This window comes from Lawsonibacter asaccharolyticus, from assembly GCF_022453915.1.
Classification (GTDB): domain Bacteria; phylum Bacillota; class Clostridia; order Oscillospirales; family Oscillospiraceae; genus Lawsonibacter; species Lawsonibacter asaccharolyticus.
Genome location: NZ_CP091870.1, coordinates 2,941,471 through 2,965,086, shown reverse-complemented (window position 1 = coordinate 2,965,086; position 23,616 = coordinate 2,941,471). Strand labels below are relative to the sequence as shown.

Below are 23,616 nucleotides of genomic sequence, written 5' to 3'. Positions count from 1 at the left end.
TCGGGCCCCTGTGTCACAGGGGCCCGACCGGTCCTTTTGTTCGGATGGGAGAGGGCCTGGCTCGGCTCAGGACATCAGCAGGTCGAGGGTGCAGCGGTTTGCGATGCTCTTGTGCAGGGCGGCGCGCAGGGGGAGCACGGCGGAGGGGGCGACGCTGAGCTCGTCGATGCCGATGGCCAGGAAGGTGGGCAGCAGATCCGGGTCGGCCCCCAGCTCCCCGCAGATCCCGATCCAGATGCCCGCCTCGTGGGCGGCGTCGGCGGCCATTTTCAGAGCCCGGAGCACTGCGGGGTGGTGAGGATCGAAAAACTTGCCCAGGTCGCTGCGTTGTCGGTCACAGGCCAGCGTGTACTGAGTCAGGTCGTTGGTGCCCACGGAAAAGAAGTCCACCAGCCGGGCCAGCTCAGGCGCCATGAACACGGCGGCGGGAGTCTCGATCATGATGCCGATCTCGGTGTCCGGGTTGAAGGGGATCCCTTCGGCGGTGAGCTCATCCATCACCCGCTGGCAGGCCCGGCGGCACTCCTTCACCTCCCACACGCTGGCGATCATGGGGAACATGATGGCGATCTTACCGCAGGCGCTGGCCCGGTACAGCGCCCGCAGCTGGGTGCGGAACACCTCGGGATGGTTGAGACAGATGCGGATGGCCCGCAGGCCCAGGGCTGGGTTCTCCTCCCTGTTCAGATGGAAACGGCCCGCCTGCTTATCCGCCCCGATGTCCAAGGTGCGCACGATGACCCGCTTGCCCTTCATGGCCAAGGCCACTCGCTTGTAGGCCTGAAACTGGTCCTCCTCGGAGGGGCAGCCGCCGGCGGCCAGATAGAGGAACTCCGAGCGAAACAGGCCGATGCCCTGGCCGTCATTGGCCAGCACCGCATCCACGTCCTCCAGAGAGCCGATGTTGCAGCAGAGCTTGATCTTCCGGCCATCCAGAGTCACATCCTCTCTGCCCGCCATGCTGCGCATCAGCGCCCGGCGCTGGGCCTGCTGCGCCTGGCGGGCCTTCAGGATCTGGAGGGTCTCCTGGTCCGGGTCGAAGATCACCTGGCCGGTCTCCCCCACGATGTAGGCCTGTTTGCCGTGGTAGCTCTCATTAAAGCTGGCCCCCAGGCCGCAGACCGCGGGGATGCCCATAGTGCGGGCCAGGATGGCGGTGTGGCTGTTCCCGGAGCCGCCCTGGGTGGCGATGGCCAGGATCTTGCTCTTGTCCAGCTGGATGGTCTCGGAGGGGGCCAGGTCGGCGGCGGCCAGGATCACCGGCACCTGGGAGTCGATGCCCCCCTCCACCACGCCCGTCAGGTTGTTCAAAATGCGCCCGGTGACGTCCTTGACGTCGCAGGCGCGGGCCTGCATATAGGGGTCGTCCATGGCCGCCAGCATGGCGGAAAACTGCTCCCCGGCCTGGTCCACGGCGTACTCGGCGCAGTACCCCTCGGCCAGCAGCTCCTCCATGGCGCCGGTATAGTCCTCGTCCTCTAAAAACATGGCGTGGGTCTCAAACAGCTGAGCGGCACTGTCCCCCGCCTGCGCCCGGGCCAGTTCGGCCATCTGTCCCAGCTGCTGGGCCGTCTGCTCCATGGCACGGTCCAGCCGCTCCCCCTGGAACCGGGGGTCGTCGGCTTTGTCGGGCTGAATGAGCGTCTGGCTGCGGCGGCAAAAATAGATGGGGCCGTGCTCTACACCTTTGGAAACCCCTTGCCCCTGCAAAATCTTCATGTCGTTTCCTCTTTTCAAAAAGCCCCATGTCAAACGGACCGTGGGCACGGGGCTCGCTTATAGATTCTCCTTAAAAAGCTGTTCCATGGCGGAGATGGCGCTGTCCTCGTCCGGCCCCTCGGCGGTGACGGTGACGGTGTCGCCTCCCTTGACCCCCAGGCCCATCAGCTTCATCAGCTGGGTGCTCTTGACGGTCTTGTCACCCTTGGTGACGGAGATCTCGGTACCGGAGAAGGCCTTGGCTGTCTTGACCAGCAGGCCGGCGGGACGGGCGTGGATGCCTACAGGATCGACGATGGTATAGGTAAAAGATTTCATGACAGAGACTCCTTTTTATGATTCAGACCCTTGACCGGCAAAGCGGATCCATAGGGGCGCAGCGCCCGGCTCCAGATGGAACGGCGGTTGGCGCAGATGGAAAGCTGCACTCGTCCCCCCTCCAGGGAGACCTGCTCCTTGACATATATCTCCTCATAGACGCGCTGCTGACGGTGATACACATTGAGCACGTCAGATCCGCTTTCGGGGTGATTCTGCCGGATGGACCAGAGCCTTCCCGCTGCGGTGGCGTCGGTCACAAATATGAGCCGCAGCATGCTGTTCTGACTCTCTTCTGCAGGACATTACGTTTTCAGGAACTCCCTTTCGATGTGTGAGATGGCACCATCCGCGGTCTCTTTGCCCAGCAGCACGCAGTAGATCGGGAGAGCCAGCCGATCCAGCAGTTCCGGGCAGCATATCGTGATATAGTCCAATGTCTCCAGCGGAGCAAGGCCGAAGAAGTCATAGGGGATGATGGTGGTGATCGTAATGTCAAAGCAGCCGTCAGCTGTCAGATAGATCCGCGGTGTGTAGAGGATGTGCGGGCTGTACAGCATATATCCGCTGCCGCGGCAGGATGGAAAGACCCGGGCATTGATAAAATTCAGAAGGCGGAGAAGAGCGTCGATATGTCTGCTTTTCCGGCATAGTTCTGCACCCAGGGAGGAGTAGTAGCACCTTGCCTCCATTGTGTCCTCGTAGAACCAGATACAGGACTCGATGCGGTGATCCGGGGCATACACCGCGTTGAATCCCATGGTGATCTGCATCTGACCGCTGTCAAAGCCTGCGCTGTGCCTAACACGGGAAGATCTGAGGCGGCCAGTCAGGACCCGGATGGCTTCCTGTCTTTTCAAACCAGTGTACCTCCTTGCACCAAAGGCATTACTGTTCACTCTGTTTCGGCGGCGGGCAGATCATGGCGGCGTCTATGGCCAGCCGCTTCATCGCCTCCACCGCGGCCTTTTTCTTTCTGCTGGCGGCCGACCCGTCTTTCCGTTCCAGCAGATAGTCCACCAGTGCCTTCACCAGCTCCGCGTCTGATATCGCCGCTGCCTCCGGGGCACCGCCGCGGTCATCGGGGCGCTCCGCGTGGAGTACGCGGAAGAGCTGGCCTCCTGGTGTGACGCGGCCTTCGAAGGAGGGGGTTTTGACCAGGATGGCAGTCAGCGCCCGCAGGCCGCGGCCCGGGGTGGTCAGCATCTGGGTGGAGGAGAGCCTGATCTTGATGTGGTTCTTTCCCATTTCCAGCAGACTGATATGTTTGGGGTTGTTCATGTAGATGGATCTTTCATTATAGGAATTGATCCCGTTCTCCAGAGTGCGCCGGTCCTCAGCGGAAAATTCCGGACCCGGGAGAGCCAGGCTCAAAGTCAGGTCATAATGGTACGCAAAGCGGGTGGAAAGTGTCTCGCCGTTCATTATCCAGCTGCCCCCTCGTTCAAAAAATTTGGGCCTTAAATGCTTTGACCATATGATAGCACAGCCAGTCGAGAAAATCAACTGTTAGCTTAAAACAGTTATTTACAAAGTTGCGGCGTTGCGGAGAAAATCTTGTTTTGCGGCGTGTTGCAGACAACAGAAAAACCGTTGAAACCTTGTGGTTTCAACGGTTTTCTGCACCCTCTTGGGTGTTTGGTGGAGATAAGCGGGATCGAACCGCTGACCTCTTGAATGCCATTCAAGCGCTCTCCCAGCTGAGCTATACCCCCACGACACAATATCAAGTTTTAAATGGTGGACGATACAGGACTTGAACCTGTGACCTCCCGCACGTCAAGCGGATGCTCTACCAGCTGAGCTAATCGTCCGAACAGCATGGACTATTATATATGCCGCTGGGTGGAATGTCAAGTGCTTTTTCTCGATTTCCGGAGAAAAATATGAAAAAGGGAAATGCGAAAATTTCCAAATTTTTCGTGAAAAAAGCAAAAAGATGTGTTACACTGAAAGCATAGATCTTGATACCTGTGAGGAGGATTTCTATGTTAAAGCTTGATCTGTCTCAGCTGGCCGGATTTCTGCCCCAGGGCTACGCGGTCTCCCGTCAGACCGGCCTGAAGAAAGCAGCCGACATGCTGGCCGCCGGCAACGGCCCCGGGGGCGATTTCACCGGCTGGGTGGCCCTGCCGGAGCAGTACGACCGGGAGGAGTTCGCCCGCATCCAGGCGGCGGCGGAGCGCATCAAAAGGCAGTCCCAGGTCCTGGTGGTGGTGGGCATCGGCGGCTCCTACCTGGGTGCCCGGGCGGTCATCGAGCTGCTGTCCTCCCCCAACTATAACCTGAAGGTGAAGGACACCCCCGACATCTACTTTGCGGGCAACGGACTGTCCACCGACGCGCTGCTGGAGCTGATCGCCCTCATCGGAGACCGGGACTTCTCGGTGAACGTGATCTCTAAATCAGGGACCACTACCGAGCCTGCGGTGGCTTTCCGGATCTTCAAGGGGATGCTGGAGCAGAAGTACGGCAAGGAGGGAGCCAGAGAGCGGATCTACGCCACCACCGACCGGGCCAGAGGGGCACTGAAGGGCCTGGCGGACCAGGAGGGGTACGAGACCTTCGTGGTGCCTGACGCCGTGGGCGGCCGCTACTCCGTGCTCACCGCAGTAGGGCTGCTGCCCATCGCCGCGGCGGGGATCGATATCGCCGCCCTGATGGAGGGCGCGGCCCGGGCCATGAAGGAGCTGTCCATCCCAGGAATGGACAACCCTGCCTGGCAGTATGCCGCCGCCCGGCACGCCCTGTATGAGAGCGGCAAGTCGGTGGAGCTGCTGGCCTGCTATGAGCCCAGCTTCCGCTTCTTCGCGGAGTGGTGGAAGCAGCTCTACGGCGAGAGCGAGGGCAAGGAGGGCAAGGGCCTGTTTCCGGCCAGCGTGGAGTTCACCGCTGACCTGCACTCCATGGGCCAGTACATCCAGCAGGGCCAGCGCCTGATGTTCGAGACTGTGGTCCGCTTCGAGCCCAAGGGCACCTTCCTTATCCCGGACGACCCGGAGAATGTGGACGGGCTGAACTTCCTGTCCGGCAAGCCCCTGTCCTTTGTGGCGGAGCAGGCCCTGCGGGGGACCATCCTGGCCCATGTGGACGGCGGCGTGCCCAACATCCTGATCCGGATGCCCCAGATCAGCGAGAGCTCGGTGGGTTACCTGATCTATTTCTTCGAGTATGTGTGCGGCCTGTCCGGCTACCTGCTGGGGGTCAATCCCTTTGACCAGCCCGGCGTGGAGGCATATAAGAAGAACATGTTCGCTCTGCTGGGCAAGCCAGGCTATGAGGAGATGAAGCAGAAGCTGGAGTCCCGGCTTTGAGCCCTCCCTGGACAGATCCCAAAAAATTCACAAAGAATCCGGTTGAAAAAAACGGTTCGATATGGTAAAGTGATAGCAAGGAAGGGACCAGCTTCCCACGTTTAACATCGTAAGGAGTGAGTAACATGATTAGAGTAATCATGGGTAAGAAGGGCTCCGGCAAGACCAAGCAGATGATCGACATGATCAACAACGCCGTCCAGACCGAGCACGGCAATGTCGTCTGCATCGAGCGGGGCTCCAAGCTGACTTATGACATCCACTATCAGATCCGTCTGGTGGAGGCCAGCAGCTACGATATCGACAGCTATGCCACCCTGAAGGGCTTTGTCAGCGGTCTGTACGCTGGCAATTATGACATCACCCATATCTTCATCGACAGCCTGTGCAAGATCGTTCCCGGCCCCTGCGACAACGAGACCGAGAAGTTCCTGGATTGGCTGAACGCCTTTGGCGAGAAACATGGCATCAAGTTCACCATCACCATCAGTGACGACGCCTCCCTGGCCCCCGAGGGAATCAAGAAGTATTTCTAAAGACCTCCCCCGTCTGAATGAGATAAAAAGAAGCCCGGGCACTCCTGTTTTGGATGTGCCCGGGCTTTTTGCGCCTGCCGAGAGGCGGGAGCGCCCCCCTTCTGCCGGCGCGGTCCCTTATTTCGGGACCAGGGAGAAAACTCCGACAGGAAGAGATGTCCAACAGGGTTGACAGGGGAAGGAAAAGGGAGTATTCTATGACTAAAATTAGAACATATGTTCTATACAGAAGGGAGTAAAAAAGCATCCGAAGACAGGCGGCCTTGCGGTCCCGGACCGGCAGGGCCGCCGTTCCGCCCGTAAAGGGGGCTGCTGGACCGAAAGGAGTGTGGGGGACGGCTTGCTCATATCATTTGACATCCATTTCCGGCCGCTTCGGGCTGGTGGAAACAGAAAACCCTAAAAGGCTTGAAAATAAGCACTTTTAGGGTCAAAAAAAGAGCAGGATCGATGGGAGGTGAGGGTCAAATAGAATCACAGAGAGGCGGCGGACGGCATGTTTTTTGTCCTGAGGATAAAAAACATGGCCGCAAAGCGAACTTTGCGGCCACGTGGTGGAGGAGGGTGGATTCGAACCACCGAAGCGAAACGCAACAGATTTACAGTCTGCCCCCTTTGGCCACTCGGGAACTCCTCCATATGAAATTGTGGAGCTGGTGGACGGATTCGAACCCCCGACCTGCTGATTACAAATCAGCTGCTCTACCGGCTGAGCTACACCAGCACTTGTCAAGACGGCTGTCCAACAGCAAGGGATACTATAACAGACGTCTCGGCTTTTGTCAAGTATTATTTTGAGAGGAGAGAGAAAAAATTTACCAAACAGAGGAGAAGATCCAAATAGTCCGGCGGAGCCGGGGGCCGTACCCGCCGTTGCGGGACATCCAGCAGGCGCGGCCTGTGCTGGTATGCCCGAGGTGCGGCGGGGAGCAGTACCGCTGTGACCAGCTGGTCTGGGCGGACGGAGGACTGCTGTGCGCCGCCTGCGCCGCAAAGAGGGAAGAGGAGGAGTGCGTGAGATGACCTTGTTGGAGCTTTCGGTGGAGTACCGGGACCATGCCCGGGCGCTGGACTTCCGCATCGTCCAACTGCGGGATGCCTGGGAGCACACCATGGACGAGGGGGAGCGATGCATGCTGGCCGAGCGGATCAGGGTGCTGTCCACCATGCTGCGGGAGGCCCGGGAACTGGCAGTGCTCTGTGAGCGCTACTACGACAGGGGGTACCGGAGAAATGTCAAATACACGATATAGGCGGGGCAAGCTGTACGCCGCGGATATGGCGGTGTACACCCGGCAGATGGCTGCGGACAACAGCGCCGAGCTCAGCCGGCTCAAGCGCAACCTGATCCGGGCCCTGAAGGAGGACGTCACGCCCAGGCAGCGGGAGGTGCTCACCCTGTATTATGCCCAGGGGCTGAACATGCGGGAGATCGGGGAGCGGCTGGGGGTGGACAAGTCCACGGTGTCCCGGAACATCAAGCGGGGGGAGCGGAGGCTCCAGCGCTGCCTGCGCTATGGGGCGGAAGCATTTCTGCGCAACCTGTATGACTGAGGATTGCGGCCCCTGGAGGGCTGTGGTAAGATAGAAAAAACGGCTGAGGGGAGCATGTGCATGAAATATCGGGCCATCTGTTTCGATTTTGACTATACCCTGGGGGACTCCACCGACTCCATCGTGGCGGGATTCCAGTATGGATTCACCCGCCTGGGGTGGCCGGTCCCCGACCGGGAGACAGTGAGAAGGACGGTGGGCTATCTGCTGGAGGATGCCTACACCCTGCTTACAGGGGATCGGGACCCGGAGCACCGGGCGGCCTTCCGTCCCCTGTTCCTGGAGGCGTCCATGGAGCGCCAGCGCCGGGAGACCACTCTGTTTCCAGGTGCCCCGGAGCTGCTCCGGGAGCTGAAGGCCCGGGGGATCAGGCTGGGGATCGTGAGCACCAAGCGCAGTGATACCCTGGAGGCCATCCTGGAGAACCGGGGGGTGCTGGGGGAGCTGGACCTGATCATCGGCAGCGACCGGGTGAAGCGGCATAAGCCGGACCCGGAGGGGCTGCTGGCTGCCATGTCCCGACTGGGGGCGGGGCCGGAGGAGACTTTGTTCTGTGGAGACACGGTGCTGGATGCGGGGGCGGCCCAAAATGCAGGGACAGAGTTCGCCGCGGTGCTCAATGGCACCACGCCGGCCTCTGCCTTCCGGGAGTGGCCCCATGTCCACATCGCCCCGGACCTTTGGGACCTGAAGCGGTGGCTGGAAGAACAATAAAAAGGCGGCAGGCCATGCCTGCCGCCTTTTTTCTGCCCCGTCCCTCTTGACATACCTGGAATATCTTGGTATATTGAGCCTAGAGATACTAGGTATATCGTCCGGCAGGGGCCGGAGAAAGGACGGCGAACATGAAATTCGATAAAGGGCTGATCGCGGGCAGCTCTACGCTGCTGGTGCTGACTCTGCTGGAGAGCGGGGACATGTATGGCTATCAGATGATCGAGGAGCTCTCCCGCCGCTCCAACGACGCCTTTCAGTTTCAGGAGGGGACCCTGTACCCCATCCTCCACGGGCTGGAGAAGGGGAAGTATCTGAGCGGCTATCAGCAGCAGGCCCCCTCCGGCCGGATGCGGAAGTACTACCGGCTCACCCGGAAGGGGCGGGAGCTGCTGGCGGAGAAGAAGGCGGAGTGGGCCAGCTTCCACCGTGGCGTGGCCGACGTGCTCTCCGGCGGAGCCAACGCTCTGGCGTGAAGGGGATGAGAGGCCGGAGGCGCGCCGGTATGACCGGCGAAAAGCGGCTGGCGCTGGAGCTGCTGATCCTGGCGGCGCTGGCTGCCCTGTGTGTGCTGGCGGCTCAGTATCCTGTGTTGCGCCTGGAGTGGGAGGCCCGCTGCGCTGTGGAGGAAGAGCACCCCGGCAGGGCGGAGCGGGTCTGGCGCGGCAGGGTGTCCGGGAGCGGAGCGGGGGATCAGGCCGTCATGGTGCGTAGCGGCGCAGCCGCGGGACTGAGCGTGCTGACCTGGTATGAGGGCTCCCCTAGTTTTTTCATCTGGCGGGGGCCGATTCCGGAGGGGCTTACGGTGACAGCGGTCCCCGGGGGTAGCGGGCCGCCTTTGGAGTATATGGCCCTGGAGCTGCCGGAGGGGGCTGTATCCGGGCGGCTGACCGCAGAGCTCCTTGGGGGGGATGTGAGAACAGCGGACAGCGTCCGGGAGGGGGAAGTCATGGTGTTCCGCTTCCGGGAGGCGGAGCTGAACTGGCGGCAGGAGCTGGCCTACCAGCGGGCCGAGACCTCCTGGAAGGCGGCCCTGGCGAGTGCGCCTTATACGCTGACTCTTTGGGACCGGAACGGGGTCCTGATTTCTGAGACCAAAGGGACCATGGGGAGCATCTGGAGGTGAGGGCGGCGTGAAACGATCGTGGGGAACGGAGTGCGCACCGGCTTGGCGTGCATGGCTGGACCGGGCTACGGAGCAGATCTTTCGTCACCCGGACTGCGGCGCGGTGGAACGGGAGCTGCTGGACCATCTGGAGGATAAGGCCACCGACCTGATGCGTATTTTTCCCGGCCTGACTCGGGAGGAGGCAGAGCAGCGGGCCCTGGAGGAGATGGGGGCGGCGGAAGAGCTGGGGGAGGAGCTGGCCCGCGTCCACAGCCCGCTGGTGGGAGAGCTGTGGCAGCTGACCCGCTTCCTGATCCGGGCGGTGCTGGTGGTGCTGGCAGTGGAGTGCCTGTGGCTGCTCTGGAAATTTGCCTGACAGAGCGGGCCAGGGAGACGGAAAAGGCGGTGAAGAGATGCAGGGGCGGAAAAAGCAGAAGAACGAGCTGGGGCGTCCCCTGCACCCTGCGGGTGTACGGCCCTGGGCTGGACCTGCTGGAGGTGGAGGAGATCCAGGTCAGCACGGCGCTGGGTGAAGAGGAACTGGCGCGGAGACAGTGAGCGGGGAGGAACGAGATGGTACAGACATCAGAGGGAAGGCGCTGGCTGGACCGGGCGGCGGCAGGTATCCGCTCCCGGCCTGACCGGGAGGCGGTGCGGGCTGAGCTGGAGGCCCACCTGGAGGACAAGACGGCGGACCCGGTCCGCATCTTCCCGGACCTGGGGCGGCAGGAGGCGGAGCGGCAGGCGGTGGAGCAGATGGGGGACGCGGAGGAGATCGGAAAGGAGCTGGCCCAGCTCCACCGGCCCTGGCCGAGGTACTTGTGGCAGGCCAGCCGGGTACTGCTCACGGCGGGCCTCCTGTGGCTGCTGGCCATCGGTATGTTCCGGGGGGATGACGCCTATCTGGGGGACGACCACCGCTCCGAGTGGTGGGACATGGACGGCCTGCCTGGGACGTCGGTCATGGGGGACTGCGACGATATCCGCTATCTGCCCGGTGGGGACCCGGACCAGATCCTCACCCTGGAGCCCTGCCTGACAGCATCAGTGAATGGACAGAAGATCTCACTGCTCCGGGCCGCCCTGTGGCAGCGGGAGGACGGGCGGCAGGGGCTGTACTGCTATCTCCGGGTGGACACCTAGCGCTTCTGGGAGCGGGGCCGGCTGCGGGAGGAATGGATGACTGTGACCGACAGCACCGGCGCAGTCTGCGGCCTGGGGCCGGATTCCCCGGAGGACCCGGAAACGGGCGGACTGCTGAACGGGATGAGCCAAATGGGCTTCGGGCCCTTCCACAGCGGCTATGAACTGTATCTGGAGGACTGGGACCCGGAGGCGGAGTGGGTCCGGCTGGACTACGGCCCAGGGAGCCCGATATTCACTTTTACTGTGGACTTGGAGGAGGAGAGGGCGTGAAGGGAGCGTGGAGGGCGCTGTGGGAGCGCCGCCCCCGGCTGGGGCACAAGGGAAGGGCTGCCCGGAACCTGCTGCTGGTCCTGGCGCTGGCCGCCCTGGTGTGGGGGCAGTACGGCTGTCCCATGCCCACAGCGGAGATGGCGTTCCGGCAGCTGGAGGGGCAGTATCTGCTGCCCCGGAGCGAGATCGTATATCAGAGCGGCTTTTGGAATACCGGAGATATAGGGAGTGTGGAGAGCCGGGATGGGACCTATCTGAGTGTGTTCGATCCGTTTGTGGTGGGTGTTGCCCAGAATCGGGTCTATTCTGTCACCTTGGACCGGCCCGGGCGGCAGGTCCTGGGGGTCTTTCCCCTGGGGGAGGGGCCGGCTCCGGTCCCGATCAACGGTGTGATTGCCTGGGTCCCGGAGCCCGGAAGGACGCGGATGAGCGGCTGCAACCTCCTGTTTCTCCAGATCCCAGGGGAGCCGGCCCGGGCGGAGCTGGATGTGGACACCGCGCTTCCGGGGGGCGAGCGCTTCCTCCGCCGCGCCCAGGAGGGCTTCTGTCTGGAGGACGGCGTGTGGCTGTTTCCGCTGGAATCACCGGAGGGAGCGTACTCCGGGGACTGGTACGAGGGGGCGGCGTACACCCTCCGCCTGTACCGGGAGGATGGGGCGCTGCTCCTGGGGCAGAGCGGCACGGTGCGGGAGTCCTGAGCGCAGGCGGCGGGCCGCCCTGGCAGGATGCCCAAAGAGGCCGGAGGAAAAAGCCGGGGAAATTGGCGGAACACCGCCGAAAAATTTTCAAAACACCCTTGACACACACGGGGGTGTTGTTGTATGATAGCAAAGCGCCTGTGAGGGCGCAGTCTGCGATGATGCGGGAGATTGCTCGGAAACGAGGTAACTTCCGCGGAGTATGTCCGAGAATCGGGCGGCTGAGAGGATCCGTGTCACGGCGTATATCGCCTGGCAGGGATAAAACCGGCCTGTCTATGCGCCGGTTTTCTTCATGACCCGGAGTGATACGCACGATAGCGTGGACGGAGATCTCTCACCGTACGAAGCGCGACAGAGTCAACTTCGTATGTATGTTAAGGAGGAACACCCATGGCAGCTCAGAAAGAAATGATCCGCATCCGTCTCAAGGCCTATGATCATCAGCTCATCGACCAGAGCGCTGAGAAGATCGTGGAGACCGCCAAGCGCACCGGCGCCACTGTCTCCGGCCCCATCCCCCTGCCCACCAAGAAGGAAGTCGTCACCATCCTGCGGGCCGTCCACAAGTACAAGGACAGCCGTGAGCAGTTCGAGCGCCGCACTCACAAGCGCCTGATCGACGTCATCAAGCCCTCCCCCAAGACTGTGGAGGCCCTGATGAGCCTGGAGCTTCCCGCCGGCGTGGAGATCGAGATCAAGCTGTAAGCGCTGAGATCTCCCCTAACCCTGTTGAACCCGCAGTCCGCCGCGTCATGGAGGCGGACGGGTCAAGTCGTCGGAGCAATGGCCCCCAGCCCGATGGGGCGACCAACTACGCCGACCAATAACCTTTATATAGGAGGAAATCCAATATGGAGAAAGCGATCATCGGCAAAAAGATCGGCATGACCCAGATCTTCGATGAAGCCGGACACGCGGTCCCTGTGACCGTGATCGAGGCCGGCCCCTGCACCGTGGTGCAGAAGAAGACTGCCGAGAAGGACGGCTATGAGGCCGTTCAGCTGGGATTCCAGACCATCCCCGAGCGCAAGCTCACCAAGCCCGAGGCCGGCCACCAGAAGAAGGCCGGCATCACCGAGTTCCAGAAGGTGCTGAAGGAGTTCGCCCTGAAGGACAGCGAGAAGTACAACGTGGGCGACAAAGTCACCGCTGACACCTTCGCCGCCGGCGACTTTGTGGACGTGACCGGCATCAGCAAGGGCCACGGCTACCAGGGCGTCATCAAGCGCCACGGCGCCCACCGCCTGAAGGAGACCCACGGCTCCGGCCCTGTGGTCCGCCACGCCGGCTCCATGGGCGCCAACAGCAGCCCGTCCAAAATCTTCAAGGGCAAGATCGGCGCTGGCCAGATGGGCGACGAGCAGGTCACCGTCCAGAACCTGGACGTGGTCAAGGTGGACCCCGAGTACAACCTGATCGCGGTCCGCGGCGCCATTCCCGGCCCCAAGGGCGGCATCGTGTTCGTGAAGAGCACTGTCAAGACTCACGTGGAGAAGAAGGGCCCCGCCGCCGGCATCAGCAACAACCCGCAGAAGGCTTCCGCACGTGTCAACCCGCAGAAGGCCTCCGCCCGCAACAAGTAAGGAAAGGAGAGTGTAAATCATGGCGAAAGCAAACGTGTACAACATGGCCGGCCAGCAGGTCGGTGAGATCGAGCTCTCCGAGGCGGTCTTCGGCATCGAGCCCAACCAGGCTGTGGTCCATGAGGTGGTCAAGAACCACCTGGCCAACTGCCGTCAGGGCACTCAGTCCGCTCTGACCCGCGCTGAGGTCTCCGGCGGCGGCAAGAAGCCCTGGCGCCAGAAGGGCACCGGCCACGCTCGTCAGGGTTCCACCCGGGCTCCCCAGTGGACCCACGGCGGCATCGTGTTCGCCCCCAAGCCCCGCTCTTACAGCTATGCGCTGAACAAGAAGGTGAAGCGCCTGGCTCTGAAGTCCGCCCTGTCCGCCAAAGCCGCCTCCGGCGACATCAAGGTGGTGGACGGCCTGAAGCTGGACGAGATCAAGACCAAGACCATGCGCGGCTTCCTCGCCGGTATCGGCGCCGGCAAGTCCGTGGTCATCACCCCTGAGGTGGATGAGATCGTGGTCAAGTCCGCCCGGAACATCCCCGGCGTGGTCACCACCACCGCCAAGGTCCTGAGCGTCTATGACATCGTCAACGCCAACCAGCTGGTCATCGATAAGGCCGCGCTGGCCATCATCGAGGAGGTGTTTGCGTAATGACCGCTTATGATATCATCAAGCGCCCCATCATCACCGAGCAGTCCATGGCGGATACCGAGATGAAGCGCTACACCTTCGAGGTGGCCAAGTCCGCCAACAAGATCGAGATCGCCAAGGCGGTGGAACAGATCTTCGGCGTCAAGGTCGCCAAGGTCAACACCCTGAACATGCAGGGAAAGCTGAAGCGCATGGGTGCCCGGCCCGCCGGCCGCCGCCCCAGCTGGAAGAAGGCCATGGTCACCCTGACCGCCGATTCCAAGGCCATCGAGTTCTTCGAGGGCATGGTGTAAGGAGGAAATTGAACAATGGCTATTAAGACTTATAAGCCCACAACGCCCTCCCGCCGTCACATGACTGTGTCCGCCTTCGAGGGCATCGATAAGAAGGCCAAGCCCGAGCGCAGCCTGACTGAGGTCCTCAGCAAGCACGCCGGCCGCAACAGCTATGGCCGCATCACGGTCCGCCACCGCGGCGGCGGCAACAAGCAGAAGTACCGCATCATCGACTTCAAGCGCGATAAGGAAGGGAAGGCCACTGTGGTGAACCTGCAGTATGACCCCAACCGCTCCGCCAACATCGCCCTGATCGAGTATGAGGACGGCGAGCGCCGCTATATCCTGGCCCCCAACGGCCTGAAGGCCGGCCACATCATCATGACCGGCCCCGACGCCGACATCCTGCCGGGCAACTGCCTGCCCATCGCCAACATCCCCGTGGGTGAGATGATCCACAACATCGAGCTCTACCCCGGCAAGGGTGCCCAGCTGGTCCGCGCCGCCGGCGTGGCCGCCCAGCTGATGGCCAAGGAGAATGGCATGGCCCAGGTCCGCCTCCCCTCCGGTGAGGTGCGCTATATCCGGGAGAACTGCAAGGCCACCATCGGCCAGGTGGGCAACACCGACTGGGCCAACATCCAGATCGGCAAGGCCGGCCGCAAGCGCCACATGGGCTGGCGGCCCACTGTCCGCGGCTCCGTCATGAACCCCTGCGACCACCCCCACGGCGGCGGCGAGGGCAAGAGCCCGGTGGGCCGTCCCGGCCCTGTCACCCCCTGGGGCAAGCCCGCCCTGGGCTACAAGACCCGCAAGACGAAGAACCGTACTGAGAAGTTCATCGTCAAGCACCGCAACGCGAAGTAAGGAGGCAGTAAAAGATGAGCAGAAGTATCAAGAAAGGCCCCTTTTGCGCCCCTGAGCTGCTGAAGCGGGTCGATGAGATGAATCAGACCGGCGAGAAGAAGGTCCTGAAGACCTGGAGCCGCGCCTCCACTATCTTCCCCGCTTTCGTGGGCCACACCTTTGCTGTCCACGACGGCCGCAAGCATGTCCCCGTCTATGTGACCGAGGACATGGTGGGCCACAAGCTGGGCGAGTTCGTGCCCACCCGCACCTTTAAGGGCCACGCGGGCAGCAAGACCGGTAAGTAAGGAGGAGAGAAAAGATGGAAGCAAAAGCCAACCTGAAATATCTGCGGATCTCTCCCCGTAAGGTGAAGATCGTCCTGGACCTCATCCGGGGCAAGGACGTGGCCACCGCCACCGCCATCCTGCTGAATACGCCCAAGGCTGCCTCTGAGCCCGTGCTCAAGCTGCTGAAGAGCGCCGCCGCCAATGCGGAGAACAACCACCAGATGGACCCTGAGAAGCTGTATGTGTCCGCCTGCTACGCCAATCCCGGCCCCATCATCAAGCGCATCATGCCCCGCGCCCAGGGCCGTGCGTACCGGATCAACAAGCGCACTTCTCACGTCACCATCGCGGTGAGCGAGCGCTAAGGGAGGAGGAGAACTATGGGACAGAAAGTTAATCCCCACGGCCTGCGCGTGGGTGTCATCAAGGATTGGGACTCCCGCTGGTATGCCCGCAACGAAAAGGTGGGCGACCTGCTGGTGGAGGACAAGAAGATCCGGGACTACCTGAAGAAGACCCTGTACTCCGCCGGTATCCCCAAGATCGAGATCGAGCGCGACAACGCCAAGGTCCGCGTGTATCTGCACTGCGCCCGGCCCGGCGTGGTCATCGGCAAGGGCGGCGAGGAGATCAACAAGATCCAGGCCGGCCTGACCGCCATGGTGGGCAAGCCCGTTGACCTGAAGATCATCGAGGTGCGCAACGCCGACATGGACGCCCAGCTGGTGGCGGAAAACATCGCTCAGCAGCTGGAGAAGCGCATCGGCTTCCGCCGCGCCATGAAGAACGCCATGGGCCGCGCTATGCGCGCCGGCGCCCGCGGCATCAAGACCTGCTGCTCCGGCCGCCTGGGCGGCGCTGAGATCGCCCGCACCGAGCACTATCACGACGGCACCATCCCCCTGCAGACCCTCCGCGCCGACATCGACTACGGCTTCGCGGAGGCCGCCACCACCTACGGCCGCATCGGCGTGAAGGTGTGGATCTACAAGGGCGAGGTCCTGACTCAGACCCTGCGCACCACCCCCCGCACCCTGGATACCAGCAAGCCCTATCAGGAGCGCCGGGAGCGTCCCCGCCGGGACCGCCGCGACGGTGACCGCCGTCAGGGCGGCTTCAACCGGGACCGCCAGGGCGGCGGCTTCAACCGCGGCCCCCGTCCCGCCGGTCAGGGTGGTTTCAATAACAATCGTGGCCCCCGTCCCGCCGGTCAGGCCAATGCTCCGAAGGAAGGAGGCGCTCAGTAATGCTGCTGCCTAAGCGCGTAAAGTACCGCCGTGTCCACCGCGGCCGCATGAAGGGCAAGGCCAGCCGCGGCAACACCGTCACTTACGGCGAGTGGGGCCTGCAGGCCATCGAGCCCAGCTGGATCACCAGCAACCAGATCGAGGCCGCCCGTATCGCCATGACCCGCTACACCAAGCGCGGCGGTAAGGTCTGGATCAAGATCTTCCCCGACAAGCCGGTCACTGAGAAGCCTGCCGAGACCCGCATGGGCTCCGGTAAGGGCTCCCCTGAGTACTGGGTGGCCGTGGTCAAGCCCGGCCGCGTCATGTTCGAGATCGCCGGCGTCTCCGAGGAGGTCGCCCGCGAGGCTCTGCGTCTGGCCAGCCACAAGCTGCCCGTCAAGTGCAAGATCGTCAAGCGTGAAGAGACCGAGAAGGGTGGTGAAGCGTAATGAAGGCCAATGAAGTTCGTAAGATGTCCGCCGCCGAGCTGGAGAGCAAGCTGGTGGACCTGAAGAAGGACCTGTTCAACCTGCGCCTCCAGCACGCCACCAACCAGCTGGATAACCCAATCCGGATCGCTCAGGTCAAGAAGGATATCGCCCGGGTCAAGACCATCATCCGCGAGCAGCAGCTCGCCGGCCGCTAAGAGGAGGAACTAAGACATGGAAAACAGAACTTCTTCCCGCAAGACCAGAGTCGGCCTGGTGGTTTCGGACAAGATGGACAAGACCGTGGTGGTCGCCATCGCCGACCGCGTGGCCCATCCTCTGTACAAGAAGATCGTAAAGAGAACCTATAAGCTGAAGGCTCACGATGAGAACAACCAGTGCGGCGTGGGTGACCGCGTCCGCGTCATGGAGACCCGCCCCCTGTCCAAGGATAAGCGCTGGCGCGTGGTTGAGATCATCGAGAAGGCGAAATAAGGAGGTGCCGGCATGATCCAGGAAGAAAGCTATCTGAAGGTCGCCGACAATACCGGCGCCAAGGAGATCAAGACCATCCGCGTTCTGGGCGGTTCCAAGCGCAAGTTCGGCAACATCGGTGATGTGGTCGTGGCTTCCGTGCGCAAGGCCGCTCCCGGCGGTCAGGTCAAGAAGGGCGAGGTGGTCAAGGCCGTCATCGTCCGCTCCGCCAAGGGCGTGCGCCGCGCGGACGGCTCTTATGTCCGGTTCGACGACAACGCCGCCGTCCTCATCAAGGAGGACAAGAACCCCCGCGGCACCCGTATCTTTGGCCCAGTGGCCCGCGAGCTGCGTGACAAGGATTACATGAAGATCCTGTCCCTGGCTCCCGAAGTGCTGTAAGGGAGGGTTTGAACGATGAATAAAATGAGCATCAAGAAGGACGACGTGGTCGTGGTCCTGTCCGGCAAGGACAAGGGCAAGCAGGGCAAGGTGCTGGAGGTCCAGCCCAAGGCCGGCAAGGTCATCGTGGAGAAGGTCAACGTGGTCTCCCGCCACACCAAGCCCCGCAAGCAGGGCGACCAGGGCGGCATCCTGAAGAAGGAAGCCCCCATCTATGCCTGCAAGGTGCAGCGCGTCTGCCCCAAGTGCAATAAGCCCACCCGCCCCGCCCACAAGCTGCTGGCGGACGGCAAGAAGGTCTGCGTCTGCAAGAAGTGCGGCGCCGAGATTTGAGAGAGGAGGAGTGAATCGAAATGGCTAACACGCCCAACCTGAAGAAGCTGTATCAGGACGAGGTCGCTCCTGCTCTGATGCAGAAGTTCGGCTATAAGTCCACCATGCAGATCCCCCGCCTGGAGAAGATCGTCCTCAACGTGGGCTGCAGCGAAGCCCGGGAGAACGCCAAGGTGCTGGATGCCGTGGTGTCCGACCTGACCGCCATCACCGGCCAGAAGGCCGTGGTCACCAAGGCCAAGAAGTCCGTGGCCAACTTCAAGCTGCGTGAGGGCATGCCCATCGGCGCCAAGGTCACCCTGCGGGGCAACAAGATGTGGGAGTTCCTGGACCGCCTGTTCAACGTGGCCCTGCCCCGCGTCCGTGACTTCCGCGGCATCTCCGCCGATTCCTTCGACGGCCGCGGCAACTACGCCCTGGGTGTCAAGGAGCAGCTGATCTTCCCCGAGATCGAGTACGACAAGATCGACAAGATCCGCGGCATGGACATCGTGGTGTGCACCACCGCTCAGACGGACGAAGAGGCCCGGGAGCTACTCAAGCTCGTCGGCGCCCCCTTTGCCACCCGCTAAGGAGGAGGAGAAGTTATGGCTAAGAAATCCATGATCCTGAAGCAGCAGAGAGAGCCCAAGTTCTCCACCCGGCAGTACAACCGCTGCAAGCTGTGCGGCCGCCCCCACGCCTACCTGCGTGACTACGGCATCTGCCGTATCTGCTTCCGCGAGCTGGCTTACAAGGGCCAGATCCCCGGCGTGAAGAAGGCCTCCTGGTAAGGGGCGCTCTGACTGCCTGGCAGTTTGTTCCCTATAAGATCTTCAGGGAAGGGGCCAAATCCTGGCCCCTTCCCAAAGAATCTTTCCACGCACTCACGAGTGCGTGATTAAAAGCCCTTGCCAACCGGGAAAAACAGGGGTATAATAAACCGATTGCGTCTCAAGGGCGCAGAAAAGAATTTCCCACGCTTTCAGGTGTGCGAAACCCGTAATCCGCTGGACGCAGTCCGCGGCTACGGGGCTTTGCGCTGCTGTGAGCGCGCGGCCGCCCGAGGCGGTCGCCAGTGGTGGTCAACTCCGTCTGCGGGCGGTTTTGATAGATGCGCCCAAAGGGCGCAGAGGCGGTCAACAGGTCGGGGACGAGCCTAATTCCCGATACCTTGCCGTCTGTACCGGCTTGCCGGTAATCTGAATAGGAGGTAAGACTCATGCACATCACCGATCCCATTGCGGATATGCTGACCCGGATCCGCAACGCGAACAACGCCAAGCATGACACCGTGGATGTCCCCGCGTCCAACATGAAAAAGGCCATCGCGCAGATCCTGCTGGAAGAGGGCTATATCAAGAACTTCCAGCTGATCGACGACGGCACGCAGGGCGTGATCCGCATCACCCTGAAGTACAATGCCGGCAAGGAGAAGGTCCTCAGCGGCCTGCGCCGGGTGTCCAAGCCCGGTCTGCGCGTCTATGCCGGTGCCGATGAGCTGCCCCGCGTCCTGCGCGGTCTGGGTACTGCCATCGTGTCCACGTCCAAGGGCGTCATGACCGACAAGAAGGCCCGCGAGGCCCATGTCGGCGGCGAAGTCCTGGCATTCATTTGGTAAGGAGGGTATAGGAATGTCGAGAATCGGAAGAGCTCCTATCGCCATCCCTGCCGGCGTGGAGATCAAAATCGAAGAGAACAACGTGGTGACCGTCAAGGGCCCCAAGGGCACCCTGACCCGTCAGTTCCACCCCAACATGACCATCGCCCAGGAGGGCGCCGAGCTGAAGGTGACCCGTCCCAACGACGCCAAGGAGAACCGCGCGCTCCACGGCCTGACCCGCACTCTGCTCCACAACATGGTGGTGGGTGTGACCGAGGGCTTCAAGAAGGAGCTGGACGTGAACGGCGTGGGCTACCGCGTGGCCATGGAGGGCAGCAAGCTGGTCATGAACCTGGGCTTCTCCCATCAGGTGATCGTGGAGGAAGTCGAGGGCATCAAGATCGAGGCCCCCACCCCCAACAAGATCATTATCAGCGGCTGCGACAAGCAGCAGGTGGGCCAGTTTGCCGCCGAAGTGAGAGAGAAACGTCCCCCCGAGCCTTATAAGGGCAAGGGCATCAAATACACCGACGAGGTCATCCGCCGCAAGGCTGGTAAGACCGGCGCCAAGAAGTAAGGAGGTGTGCCACTATGATCAACAGACCTGATACTCGTTCCCAGCGCATCAAGCGCCACAAGCGTGTGCGTGCGAAGATTTCCGGCACGCCCGAGCGTCCCCGCCTGAACGTCTTCCGCAGTGAGACCAACATCTACGCCCAGATCATCGACGATGTGAACGGCAAGACCCTGGTCTCCGCTTCTTCCCTGGAGAAGGATTTCTCCTGTGAGGGCACCAAGACCGACGCCGCCAAGCAGGTGGGCGTCAACGTGGCCGAACGTGCCAAGGCGAAGGGCATTGAGAACGTGGTGTTCGACCGCGGCGGCTATGTGTACCATGGCCGTGTCAAGGCTCTGGCCGAAGGCGCCCGTGAGGGCGGCCTGCAGTTCTAAGGGAGGAGGAAACGACAATGGCTAGATTTGAGAGAGAACCCAGCGAGTTCGTGGAGAAGCTCGTTTCCCTGAACCGCGTATCCAAGACCGTCAAGGGCGGCCGCGTGATGAAGTTTGCCGCCCTGATGGTGGTGGGTGACGAGAAGGGCCGTGTGGGCTTCGGCACCGGCAAGGCCGCCGAAGTGCCCGAGGCCATCCGCAAGGGCATCGAGGATGCCAAGAAGAACATGATCACTGTGTCCCTGGCGGGCACCAGCATCCCCCACGAGGTGATCGGCGAGTTCGGCGCCGGCCGCGTGCTGATGAAGCCCGCCGCCCCCGGTACCGGCGTCATCGCCGGCGGTCCCGTCCGTGCGGTCATGGAGGCCGTGGGGATCAAGGACATCCGCACCAAGTGCCTGCGCTCCAACAACCCGCAGAACGTGGTCTCCGCGACCTTTGAGGGCCTCAAGTCCCTGAGGAGCCCCGAGGAAGTGGCCCGCATCCGCGGTAAGAGCGTGGAAGAGATCGTGGGTTAAGGAGGACGTTCCAATGGCTAATCTGAACATTAAGCTGGTCAAGAGCCTGAACGGCCGCATCGCCAAGCATCAGGCGACTGCCGAGGCCCTGGGCCTCCGTAAGATCGGCGACACCACCGTGCAGCCCGACAACGCGGCTACCCGGGGCAAGATCGCCCACATCGGCTACCTGCTTCAGGTCACCGAGGAAAACTGACGAAGGAGGCGCTCGAGAAATGAATCTGCATGAACTCTCTCCCGCAGCCGGCGCGAACAAGCAGCCCTACCGCAAGGGCCGCGGCGCCGGTTCCGGCAACGGCAAGACCGGCGGCCGTGGACACAAGGGCCAGAAGGCCCGTTCCGGCGGCGGCGTCCGCGTCGGGTTCGAGGGCGGCCAGATGCCTCTGGCCCGCCGCCTGCCCAAGCGCGGTTTCCACAACATTTTCGCCAAGCCCCTGGAGTCCATCAACGTCTCCGCTCTGGAGAAGTTCGAGGACGGGGCTGTGGTCAACGCCCAGGCTCTGCTGGAGAAGGGTATCCTCTCCAAGTGCCAGTACGGCGTCAAGATCCTGGGCAACGGCAATCTGACCAAGAAGCTGCATGTCCAGGCTTCCGCCTTCTCCGCTTCCGCGAAGGAGAAGATCGTCGCGGCTGGCGGAAAGTATGAGGTGATCTAAGTGATCGAAACAGTACGCAACGCGTGGAAGGTCCCTGAGTTGCGCAAGAAGATCATGTTCACCATCTTTGCGCTGCTGATCTTCCGCCTGGGTTCCGCCGTGCCGGTGCCCTATATTGACTCCACCACCCTGGAGACTTATCTGGCGGCTCAGAGCGGCACCATCCTGGGCTTGATGAACGCCATGAGCGGCTCCGCCTTCTCCATGGCCACCGTCTTCGCCCTGAGCATCCAGCCCTATATCAACGCATCCATTATCATCCAGCTGCTGACCGTGGCCATTCCCGCTCTGGAGCGGCTGGCCAAGGAGGGCGGCGAGGAGGGCCGCAAGAAGATCGCCTCCATTACCCGGTACACCACTGTGGCCATCGGACTTCTGCAGGGCTTCGGCTACTACACCCTGATCAAGAGCTACGGCCTGGTGGAGAGCGGCAGCGTCAACGGCATCTGGGCGGGCATCGTCATCGTCCTGTCCTTCACCGCCGGTTCTGCCTTCCTGATGTGGCTGGGTGAGCAGATCACTGAGTTCGGTATCGGCAACGGCATCTCCATCATCCTGTTCGCGGGCATCGTCTCCCGCGGTCCCCAGATGGTGGGCGACATCTACACCGGCGTGACCAGATGGGCCGCCGGCCTGAGCGCGGAAGAGCTGACCCAGATGGGGATGAGCGAGACCGCTATCACTGCCTACCAGAAGAGCCTGCTGCCCCCCTGGGTGGTGGCCCTGATCGTAGTGGGCATGCTGGCCCTGGTGATCTTCATCGTGTTCATCTCCAACGCTGAGCGCCGCCTGCCTGTGCAGTACGCCAAGCGGGTTGTGGGACGGAAGATGTACGGCGGCCAGTCCACTCACATCCCTATGAAGGTGAACATGAGCGGCGTCATGCCCATCATCTTTGCCCAGTCCATTGCCTCTCTGCCCGCCACCATCGGGGCCTTTACCGGCCACACCATGGATTCTCCGGGCTTCTGGGGCGGCTTCCTGAAGCTGTTCGACACCAGCAAGCCGTTCTACAGCATCCTGTATTTCCTGCTGATCATCGGCTTCAGCTATTTCTATGCCACCATGCAGTTCAACCCCATTGAGGTGGCCAATAACCTGAAGAAGAACGGCGGCTTCATCCCCGGCTTCCGTCCCGGCAAGCCTACCGCTGACTTCATTACCAAGGTGCTCAACAAAATCACCATGTTCGGTGCGCTGTACCTGTCTGTGATCGCCATCGCGCCCATCATCACCGGGAACCTGGTGGGTTACAGCTCCCTGGCCATCGGCGGTACTTCCGTCATCATCGTGGTAGGCGTGGCCCTGGAGACCGTCAAGCAGCTGGAGGCCCAGATGCTGATGCGCCACTACAAGGGCTTCCTGGAGTAAGGGGCTTTGATCATGGGTATGAAGCTGATCATGCTGGGCGCCCCCGGTGCGGGCAAGGGTACACAGGCTGAGATCCTCAGTGCCAAGCTGGGCATTCCGACCATATCCACCGGCAATATCCTCCGCGCCGCCATCAAGGACGGCACGCCCATCGGGCTCCAGGCCAAGTCCTATATGGACGCGGGCAAGCTGGTCCCCGACGAGGTCATCATCGGCATCGTGGCCGAGCGCCTGGCTCAGCCCGACTGCGCAAGCGGCTTCATCCTGGACGGGGTGCCCCGCACCATCGGCCAGGCCGAGGCCCTGGATCAGGCCGGCGTCACCTTTGATCACGTGCTCTCCATCGAGATCTCCGATGCGGAGATCGAGGAGCGCATGGAGGGACGCAGAGTCTGCTCCACCTGCGGCGCACCCTACCACATTCACGCCAAGCCCCCCAAACAGGAGGGGATATGCGACAGCTGCGGCGGCGTACTGATGCAGCGCGATGATGACAGGCCGGAGACGGTGCGTCACCGCCTGGAGGTCTACCACAGCGAGACCGAGCCGCTGAAGGGGTACTATGAGTCCAAAGGGATCCTGAACCCCATCCCGAATCAGCCCACTATAGAGGGGACCACTGAGGTCATCATGGAGGCGCTGAAGGCGTGAAAGGCGT

41 protein-coding genes and 4 tRNA genes are annotated in these 23,616 nt (G+C 62.0%); 36 read left to right on the top strand and 9 right to left on the bottom strand.

All coding sequences use genetic code 11. From position 1 onward, the window contains the following. Positions 1 to 66 precede the first annotated feature (66 nt). From ptsP to L9O85_RS14350, 7 genes are all read right to left on the bottom strand, one after another. Positions 67 to 1,719 (bottom strand): phosphoenolpyruvate--protein phosphotransferase, encoded by a 1,653-nt coding sequence (ptsP, locus tag L9O85_RS14380; protein WP_301579019.1) that lies wholly within the window; start codon positions 1,717 to 1,719, stop codon positions 67 to 69. 57 nt (positions 1,720 to 1,776) lie between these two features. Further along, on the bottom strand, positions 1,777 to 2,037 hold the full coding sequence (locus L9O85_RS14375) for an HPr family phosphocarrier protein (RefSeq protein WP_050623182.1): 261 nt from the start codon (positions 2,035 to 2,037) through the stop codon (positions 1,777 to 1,779). After that, positions 2,034 to 2,315, bottom strand: a complete 282-nt coding sequence (locus tag L9O85_RS14370; protein WP_277102886.1) for a hypothetical protein — start codon at positions 2,313 to 2,315, stop codon at positions 2,034 to 2,036. The genes L9O85_RS14375 and L9O85_RS14370 overlap by 4 nt, the downstream gene beginning before the upstream one ends. Before the next feature lie 27 nt (positions 2,316 to 2,342). Then, positions 2,343 to 2,897, bottom strand: coding sequence for a hypothetical protein (locus L9O85_RS14365; RefSeq protein ID WP_108980312.1), 555 nt, complete (start codon positions 2,895 to 2,897; stop codon positions 2,343 to 2,345). Positions 2,898 to 2,925: 28 nt separating this feature from the next. After that, a complete protein-coding gene (locus L9O85_RS14360; protein WP_050623184.1) occupies positions 2,926 to 3,462 on the bottom strand; it encodes a hypothetical protein in 537 nt (178 codons plus the stop codon). A gap of 214 nt (positions 3,463 to 3,676) precedes the next feature. Beyond that, a tRNA-Ala gene (locus L9O85_RS14355) sits at positions 3,677 to 3,752 on the bottom strand. 23 nt (positions 3,753 to 3,775) lie between these two features. Further along, positions 3,776 to 3,851 (bottom strand) — tRNA-Val (locus tag L9O85_RS14350). A gap of 174 nt (positions 3,852 to 4,025) precedes the next feature. On the opposite strand from L9O85_RS14350, the gene L9O85_RS14345 reads away from it, so the two are divergent. Together L9O85_RS14345 and L9O85_RS14340 are read left to right on the top strand one after the other, a co-directional pair. Beyond that, positions 4,026 to 5,351 (top strand): glucose-6-phosphate isomerase, encoded by a 1,326-nt coding sequence (locus L9O85_RS14345; RefSeq protein WP_108980313.1) that lies wholly within the window; start codon positions 4,026 to 4,028, stop codon positions 5,349 to 5,351. A gap of 125 nt (positions 5,352 to 5,476) precedes the next feature. Next, positions 5,477 to 5,887: a hypothetical protein gene (locus L9O85_RS14340; RefSeq protein ID WP_050623187.1), complete on the top strand. Its 411-nt coding sequence runs from the start codon at positions 5,477 to 5,479 to the stop codon at positions 5,885 to 5,887. A gap of 552 nt (positions 5,888 to 6,439) precedes the next feature. Here the strand turns inward: L9O85_RS14340 and L9O85_RS14335 are convergent. Further along, positions 6,440 to 6,524 (bottom strand) — tRNA-Tyr (locus L9O85_RS14335). A gap of 11 nt (positions 6,525 to 6,535) precedes the next feature. Further along, positions 6,536 to 6,611, bottom strand: a tRNA-Thr gene (locus tag L9O85_RS14330). A 176-nt stretch (positions 6,612 to 6,787) separates the two neighbouring features. On the opposite strand from L9O85_RS14330, the gene L9O85_RS14325 reads away from it, so the two are divergent. From L9O85_RS14325 to L9O85_RS14160, 34 genes are all read left to right on the top strand, one after another. Beyond that, positions 6,788 to 6,910, top strand: a complete 123-nt coding sequence (locus L9O85_RS14325; protein WP_256183304.1) for a hypothetical protein — start codon at positions 6,788 to 6,790, stop codon at positions 6,908 to 6,910. Further along, on the top strand, positions 6,907 to 7,140 hold the full coding sequence (locus tag L9O85_RS14320; RefSeq protein WP_050623188.1) for a hypothetical protein: 234 nt from the start codon (positions 6,907 to 6,909) through the stop codon (positions 7,138 to 7,140). The genes L9O85_RS14325 and L9O85_RS14320 overlap by 4 nt, the downstream gene beginning before the upstream one ends. Beyond that, the gene (locus tag L9O85_RS14315; RefSeq protein ID WP_077138691.1) at positions 7,121 to 7,441 is read left to right on the top strand and encodes a sigma-70 family RNA polymerase sigma factor; all 321 of its coding nucleotides are present in this window, start codon (positions 7,121 to 7,123) and stop codon (positions 7,439 to 7,441) included. The genes L9O85_RS14320 and L9O85_RS14315 overlap by 20 nt, the downstream gene beginning before the upstream one ends. Positions 7,442 to 7,501: 60 nt before the next feature. Continuing rightward, complete coding sequence (locus L9O85_RS14310) at positions 7,502 to 8,155, top strand: HAD family hydrolase (RefSeq protein WP_256183303.1); 654 nt, start codon at positions 7,502 to 7,504, stop codon at positions 8,153 to 8,155. Between the two features lie 131 nt (positions 8,156 to 8,286). Further along, positions 8,287 to 8,631, top strand: a complete 345-nt coding sequence (locus L9O85_RS14305; RefSeq protein WP_050623191.1) for a PadR family transcriptional regulator — start codon at positions 8,287 to 8,289, stop codon at positions 8,629 to 8,631. Between the two features lie 29 nt (positions 8,632 to 8,660). Continuing rightward, complete coding sequence (locus tag L9O85_RS14300; RefSeq protein ID WP_276853593.1) at positions 8,661 to 9,281, top strand: hypothetical protein; 621 nt, start codon at positions 8,661 to 8,663, stop codon at positions 9,279 to 9,281. A 7-nt stretch (positions 9,282 to 9,288) separates the two neighbouring features. Beyond that, positions 9,289 to 9,639 carry a permease prefix domain 1-containing protein gene (locus L9O85_RS14295; RefSeq protein ID WP_256183301.1) on the top strand — a complete coding sequence of 117 codons (351 nt, stop codon included), beginning with the start codon at positions 9,289 to 9,291 and terminating at the stop codon, positions 9,637 to 9,639. Beyond that, positions 9,615 to 9,821, top strand: a complete 207-nt coding sequence (locus L9O85_RS14290) for a hypothetical protein (RefSeq protein WP_301579010.1) — start codon at positions 9,615 to 9,617, stop codon at positions 9,819 to 9,821. The genes L9O85_RS14295 and L9O85_RS14290 overlap by 25 nt, the downstream gene beginning before the upstream one ends. A 15-nt stretch (positions 9,822 to 9,836) precedes the next feature. Beyond that, positions 9,837 to 10,406, top strand: coding sequence for a permease prefix domain 1-containing protein (locus tag L9O85_RS14285; RefSeq protein WP_301579008.1), 570 nt, complete (start codon positions 9,837 to 9,839; stop codon positions 10,404 to 10,406). A gap of 36 nt (positions 10,407 to 10,442) precedes the next feature. Beyond that, positions 10,443 to 10,679, top strand: coding sequence for a hypothetical protein (locus L9O85_RS14280; RefSeq protein ID WP_301579006.1), 237 nt, complete (start codon positions 10,443 to 10,445; stop codon positions 10,677 to 10,679). Further along, positions 10,676 to 11,377, top strand: a complete 702-nt coding sequence (locus L9O85_RS14275; protein ID WP_301579004.1) for a hypothetical protein — start codon at positions 10,676 to 10,678, stop codon at positions 11,375 to 11,377. The genes L9O85_RS14280 and L9O85_RS14275 overlap by 4 nt, the downstream gene beginning before the upstream one ends. 393 nt (positions 11,378 to 11,770) lie before the next feature. After that, positions 11,771 to 12,085 (top strand): 30S ribosomal protein S10, encoded by a 315-nt coding sequence (gene rpsJ / locus L9O85_RS14270; protein WP_050623197.1) that lies wholly within the window; start codon positions 11,771 to 11,773, stop codon positions 12,083 to 12,085. A gap of 146 nt (positions 12,086 to 12,231) precedes the next feature. Next, entirely contained in the window at positions 12,232 to 12,963 is a 732-nt protein-coding gene (gene rplC, locus L9O85_RS14265) for a 50S ribosomal protein L3 (protein ID WP_050623198.1), read from the top strand. Between the two features lie 19 nt (positions 12,964 to 12,982). Next, positions 12,983 to 13,603, top strand: a complete 621-nt coding sequence (rplD, locus tag L9O85_RS14260) for a 50S ribosomal protein L4 (RefSeq protein ID WP_050623199.1) — start codon at positions 12,983 to 12,985, stop codon at positions 13,601 to 13,603. Continuing rightward, on the top strand, positions 13,603 to 13,896 hold the full coding sequence (rplW, locus tag L9O85_RS14255; RefSeq protein WP_050623200.1) for a 50S ribosomal protein L23: 294 nt from the start codon (positions 13,603 to 13,605) through the stop codon (positions 13,894 to 13,896). The genes rplD and rplW overlap by 1 nt, the downstream gene beginning before the upstream one ends. 15 nt (positions 13,897 to 13,911) lie before the next feature. Then, the gene (gene rplB, locus L9O85_RS14250; RefSeq protein WP_050623201.1) at positions 13,912 to 14,745 is read left to right on the top strand and encodes a 50S ribosomal protein L2; all 834 of its coding nucleotides are present in this window, start codon (positions 13,912 to 13,914) and stop codon (positions 14,743 to 14,745) included. 14 nt (positions 14,746 to 14,759) lie between these two features. Further along, positions 14,760 to 15,032 carry a 30S ribosomal protein S19 gene (gene rpsS / locus L9O85_RS14245; RefSeq protein ID WP_050623202.1) on the top strand — a complete coding sequence of 91 codons (273 nt, stop codon included), beginning with the start codon at positions 14,760 to 14,762 and terminating at the stop codon, positions 15,030 to 15,032. A gap of 14 nt (positions 15,033 to 15,046) precedes the next feature. After that, positions 15,047 to 15,379 (top strand): 50S ribosomal protein L22, encoded by a 333-nt coding sequence (gene rplV / locus L9O85_RS14240; protein WP_050623203.1) that lies wholly within the window; start codon positions 15,047 to 15,049, stop codon positions 15,377 to 15,379. Positions 15,380 to 15,394: 15 nt separating this feature from the next. Then, entirely contained in the window at positions 15,395 to 16,261 is an 867-nt protein-coding gene (gene rpsC, locus L9O85_RS14235; RefSeq protein ID WP_256183297.1) for a 30S ribosomal protein S3, read from the top strand. Further along, positions 16,261 to 16,692 (top strand): 50S ribosomal protein L16, encoded by a 432-nt coding sequence (rplP, locus tag L9O85_RS14230; protein ID WP_050623205.1) that lies wholly within the window; start codon positions 16,261 to 16,263, stop codon positions 16,690 to 16,692. Before rpsC ends, rplP begins: the two co-directional genes overlap by 1 nt. Then, entirely contained in the window at positions 16,692 to 16,889 is a 198-nt protein-coding gene (gene rpmC, locus L9O85_RS14225) for a 50S ribosomal protein L29 (RefSeq protein ID WP_050623206.1), read from the top strand. The genes rplP and rpmC overlap by 1 nt, the downstream gene beginning before the upstream one ends. 16 nt (positions 16,890 to 16,905) lie before the next feature. Beyond that, positions 16,906 to 17,166, top strand: a complete 261-nt coding sequence (rpsQ, locus tag L9O85_RS14220; protein ID WP_050623207.1) for a 30S ribosomal protein S17 — start codon at positions 16,906 to 16,908, stop codon at positions 17,164 to 17,166. 12 nt (positions 17,167 to 17,178) lie between these two features. Next, positions 17,179 to 17,547: a 50S ribosomal protein L14 gene (gene rplN, locus L9O85_RS14215; RefSeq protein ID WP_050623208.1), complete on the top strand. Its 369-nt coding sequence runs from the start codon at positions 17,179 to 17,181 to the stop codon at positions 17,545 to 17,547. A gap of 15 nt (positions 17,548 to 17,562) precedes the next feature. After that, entirely contained in the window at positions 17,563 to 17,880 is a 318-nt protein-coding gene (gene rplX / locus L9O85_RS14210; RefSeq protein ID WP_108980320.1) for a 50S ribosomal protein L24, read from the top strand. 20 nt (positions 17,881 to 17,900) lie between these two features. After that, positions 17,901 to 18,452 carry a 50S ribosomal protein L5 gene (gene rplE / locus L9O85_RS14205; RefSeq protein ID WP_108980321.1) on the top strand — a complete coding sequence of 184 codons (552 nt, stop codon included), beginning with the start codon at positions 17,901 to 17,903 and terminating at the stop codon, positions 18,450 to 18,452. A gap of 15 nt (positions 18,453 to 18,467) precedes the next feature. Beyond that, positions 18,468 to 18,653, top strand: coding sequence for a type Z 30S ribosomal protein S14 (locus L9O85_RS14200; protein ID WP_050623210.1), 186 nt, complete (start codon positions 18,468 to 18,470; stop codon positions 18,651 to 18,653). Between the two features lie 428 nt (positions 18,654 to 19,081). Further along, entirely contained in the window at positions 19,082 to 19,480 is a 399-nt protein-coding gene (gene rpsH / locus L9O85_RS14195) for a 30S ribosomal protein S8 (RefSeq protein WP_050623211.1), read from the top strand. A gap of 13 nt (positions 19,481 to 19,493) precedes the next feature. Further along, positions 19,494 to 20,039 carry a 50S ribosomal protein L6 gene (gene rplF, locus L9O85_RS14190; RefSeq protein ID WP_050623212.1) on the top strand — a complete coding sequence of 182 codons (546 nt, stop codon included), beginning with the start codon at positions 19,494 to 19,496 and terminating at the stop codon, positions 20,037 to 20,039. Between the two features lie 14 nt (positions 20,040 to 20,053). Continuing rightward, a complete protein-coding gene (rplR, locus tag L9O85_RS14185; RefSeq protein WP_050623213.1) occupies positions 20,054 to 20,413 on the top strand; it encodes a 50S ribosomal protein L18 in 360 nt (119 codons plus the stop codon). A 17-nt stretch (positions 20,414 to 20,430) separates the two neighbouring features. Then, positions 20,431 to 20,931, top strand: coding sequence for a 30S ribosomal protein S5 (gene rpsE, locus L9O85_RS14180; RefSeq protein ID WP_050623214.1), 501 nt, complete (start codon positions 20,431 to 20,433; stop codon positions 20,929 to 20,931). Between the two features lie 13 nt (positions 20,932 to 20,944). After that, entirely contained in the window at positions 20,945 to 21,127 is a 183-nt protein-coding gene (gene rpmD / locus L9O85_RS14175) for a 50S ribosomal protein L30 (RefSeq protein WP_050623215.1), read from the top strand. Between the two features lie 19 nt (positions 21,128 to 21,146). Then, complete coding sequence (gene rplO / locus L9O85_RS14170; RefSeq protein ID WP_050623216.1) at positions 21,147 to 21,587, top strand: 50S ribosomal protein L15; 441 nt, start codon at positions 21,147 to 21,149, stop codon at positions 21,585 to 21,587. Further along, positions 21,588 to 22,958, top strand: coding sequence for a preprotein translocase subunit SecY (gene secY, locus L9O85_RS14165; protein ID WP_108980322.1), 1,371 nt, complete (start codon positions 21,588 to 21,590; stop codon positions 22,956 to 22,958). Between the two features lie 18 nt (positions 22,959 to 22,976). After that, entirely contained in the window at positions 22,977 to 23,609 is a 633-nt protein-coding gene (locus L9O85_RS14160; protein ID WP_050625386.1) for an adenylate kinase, read from the top strand. Positions 23,610 to 23,616 lie beyond the last annotated feature (7 nt).

Coding starts and splice junctions, on each gene's coding strand:
- ptsP (WP_301579019.1), bottom strand. CDS start 1,719: ATGAAGATTTTGCAGGGGCAAGGGGTTTCCAAAGGTGTAGAGCACGGC.
- L9O85_RS14375 (WP_050623182.1), bottom strand. CDS start 2,037: ATGAAATCTTTTACCTATACCATCGTCGATCCTGTAGGCATCCACGCC.
- L9O85_RS14370 (WP_277102886.1), bottom strand. CDS start 2,315: ATGCTGCGGCTCATATTTGTGACCGACGCCACCGCAGCGGGAAGGCTC.
- L9O85_RS14360 (WP_050623184.1), bottom strand. CDS start 3,462: ATGAACGGCGAGACACTTTCCACCCGCTTTGCGTACCATTATGACCTG.
- L9O85_RS14345 (WP_108980313.1), top strand. CDS start 4,026: ATGTTAAAGCTTGATCTGTCTCAGCTGGCCGGATTTCTGCCCCAGGGC.
- L9O85_RS14340 (WP_050623187.1), top strand. CDS start 5,477: ATGATTAGAGTAATCATGGGTAAGAAGGGCTCCGGCAAGACCAAGCAG.
- L9O85_RS14320 (WP_050623188.1), top strand. CDS start 6,907: ATGACCTTGTTGGAGCTTTCGGTGGAGTACCGGGACCATGCCCGGGCG.
- L9O85_RS14315 (WP_077138691.1), top strand. CDS start 7,121: ATGTCAAATACACGATATAGGCGGGGCAAGCTGTACGCCGCGGATATG.
- L9O85_RS14310 (WP_256183303.1), top strand. CDS start 7,502: ATGAAATATCGGGCCATCTGTTTCGATTTTGACTATACCCTGGGGGAC.
- L9O85_RS14305 (WP_050623191.1), top strand. CDS start 8,287: ATGAAATTCGATAAAGGGCTGATCGCGGGCAGCTCTACGCTGCTGGTG.
- L9O85_RS14300 (WP_276853593.1), top strand. CDS start 8,661: ATGACCGGCGAAAAGCGGCTGGCGCTGGAGCTGCTGATCCTGGCGGCG.
- L9O85_RS14285 (WP_301579008.1), top strand. CDS start 9,837: ATGGTACAGACATCAGAGGGAAGGCGCTGGCTGGACCGGGCGGCGGCA.
- L9O85_RS14280 (WP_301579006.1), top strand. CDS start 10,443: ATGACTGTGACCGACAGCACCGGCGCAGTCTGCGGCCTGGGGCCGGAT.
- rpsJ (WP_050623197.1), top strand. CDS start 11,771: ATGGCAGCTCAGAAAGAAATGATCCGCATCCGTCTCAAGGCCTATGAT.
- rplC (WP_050623198.1), top strand. CDS start 12,232: ATGGAGAAAGCGATCATCGGCAAAAAGATCGGCATGACCCAGATCTTC.
- rplD (WP_050623199.1), top strand. CDS start 12,983: ATGGCGAAAGCAAACGTGTACAACATGGCCGGCCAGCAGGTCGGTGAG.
- rplW (WP_050623200.1), top strand. CDS start 13,603: ATGACCGCTTATGATATCATCAAGCGCCCCATCATCACCGAGCAGTCC.
- rplB (WP_050623201.1), top strand. CDS start 13,912: ATGGCTATTAAGACTTATAAGCCCACAACGCCCTCCCGCCGTCACATG.
- rpsS (WP_050623202.1), top strand. CDS start 14,760: ATGAGCAGAAGTATCAAGAAAGGCCCCTTTTGCGCCCCTGAGCTGCTG.
- rplV (WP_050623203.1), top strand. CDS start 15,047: ATGGAAGCAAAAGCCAACCTGAAATATCTGCGGATCTCTCCCCGTAAG.
- rpsC (WP_256183297.1), top strand. CDS start 15,395: ATGGGACAGAAAGTTAATCCCCACGGCCTGCGCGTGGGTGTCATCAAG.
- rplP (WP_050623205.1), top strand. CDS start 16,261: ATGCTGCTGCCTAAGCGCGTAAAGTACCGCCGTGTCCACCGCGGCCGC.
- rpmC (WP_050623206.1), top strand. CDS start 16,692: ATGAAGGCCAATGAAGTTCGTAAGATGTCCGCCGCCGAGCTGGAGAGC.
- rpsQ (WP_050623207.1), top strand. CDS start 16,906: ATGGAAAACAGAACTTCTTCCCGCAAGACCAGAGTCGGCCTGGTGGTT.
- rplN (WP_050623208.1), top strand. CDS start 17,179: ATGATCCAGGAAGAAAGCTATCTGAAGGTCGCCGACAATACCGGCGCC.
- rplX (WP_108980320.1), top strand. CDS start 17,563: ATGAATAAAATGAGCATCAAGAAGGACGACGTGGTCGTGGTCCTGTCC.
- rplE (WP_108980321.1), top strand. CDS start 17,901: ATGGCTAACACGCCCAACCTGAAGAAGCTGTATCAGGACGAGGTCGCT.
- L9O85_RS14200 (WP_050623210.1), top strand. CDS start 18,468: ATGGCTAAGAAATCCATGATCCTGAAGCAGCAGAGAGAGCCCAAGTTC.
- rpsH (WP_050623211.1), top strand. CDS start 19,082: ATGCACATCACCGATCCCATTGCGGATATGCTGACCCGGATCCGCAAC.
- rplF (WP_050623212.1), top strand. CDS start 19,494: ATGTCGAGAATCGGAAGAGCTCCTATCGCCATCCCTGCCGGCGTGGAG.
- rplR (WP_050623213.1), top strand. CDS start 20,054: ATGATCAACAGACCTGATACTCGTTCCCAGCGCATCAAGCGCCACAAG.
- rpsE (WP_050623214.1), top strand. CDS start 20,431: ATGGCTAGATTTGAGAGAGAACCCAGCGAGTTCGTGGAGAAGCTCGTT.
- rpmD (WP_050623215.1), top strand. CDS start 20,945: ATGGCTAATCTGAACATTAAGCTGGTCAAGAGCCTGAACGGCCGCATC.
- rplO (WP_050623216.1), top strand. CDS start 21,147: ATGAATCTGCATGAACTCTCTCCCGCAGCCGGCGCGAACAAGCAGCCC.
- L9O85_RS14160 (WP_050625386.1), top strand. CDS start 22,977: ATGAAGCTGATCATGCTGGGCGCCCCCGGTGCGGGCAAGGGTACACAG.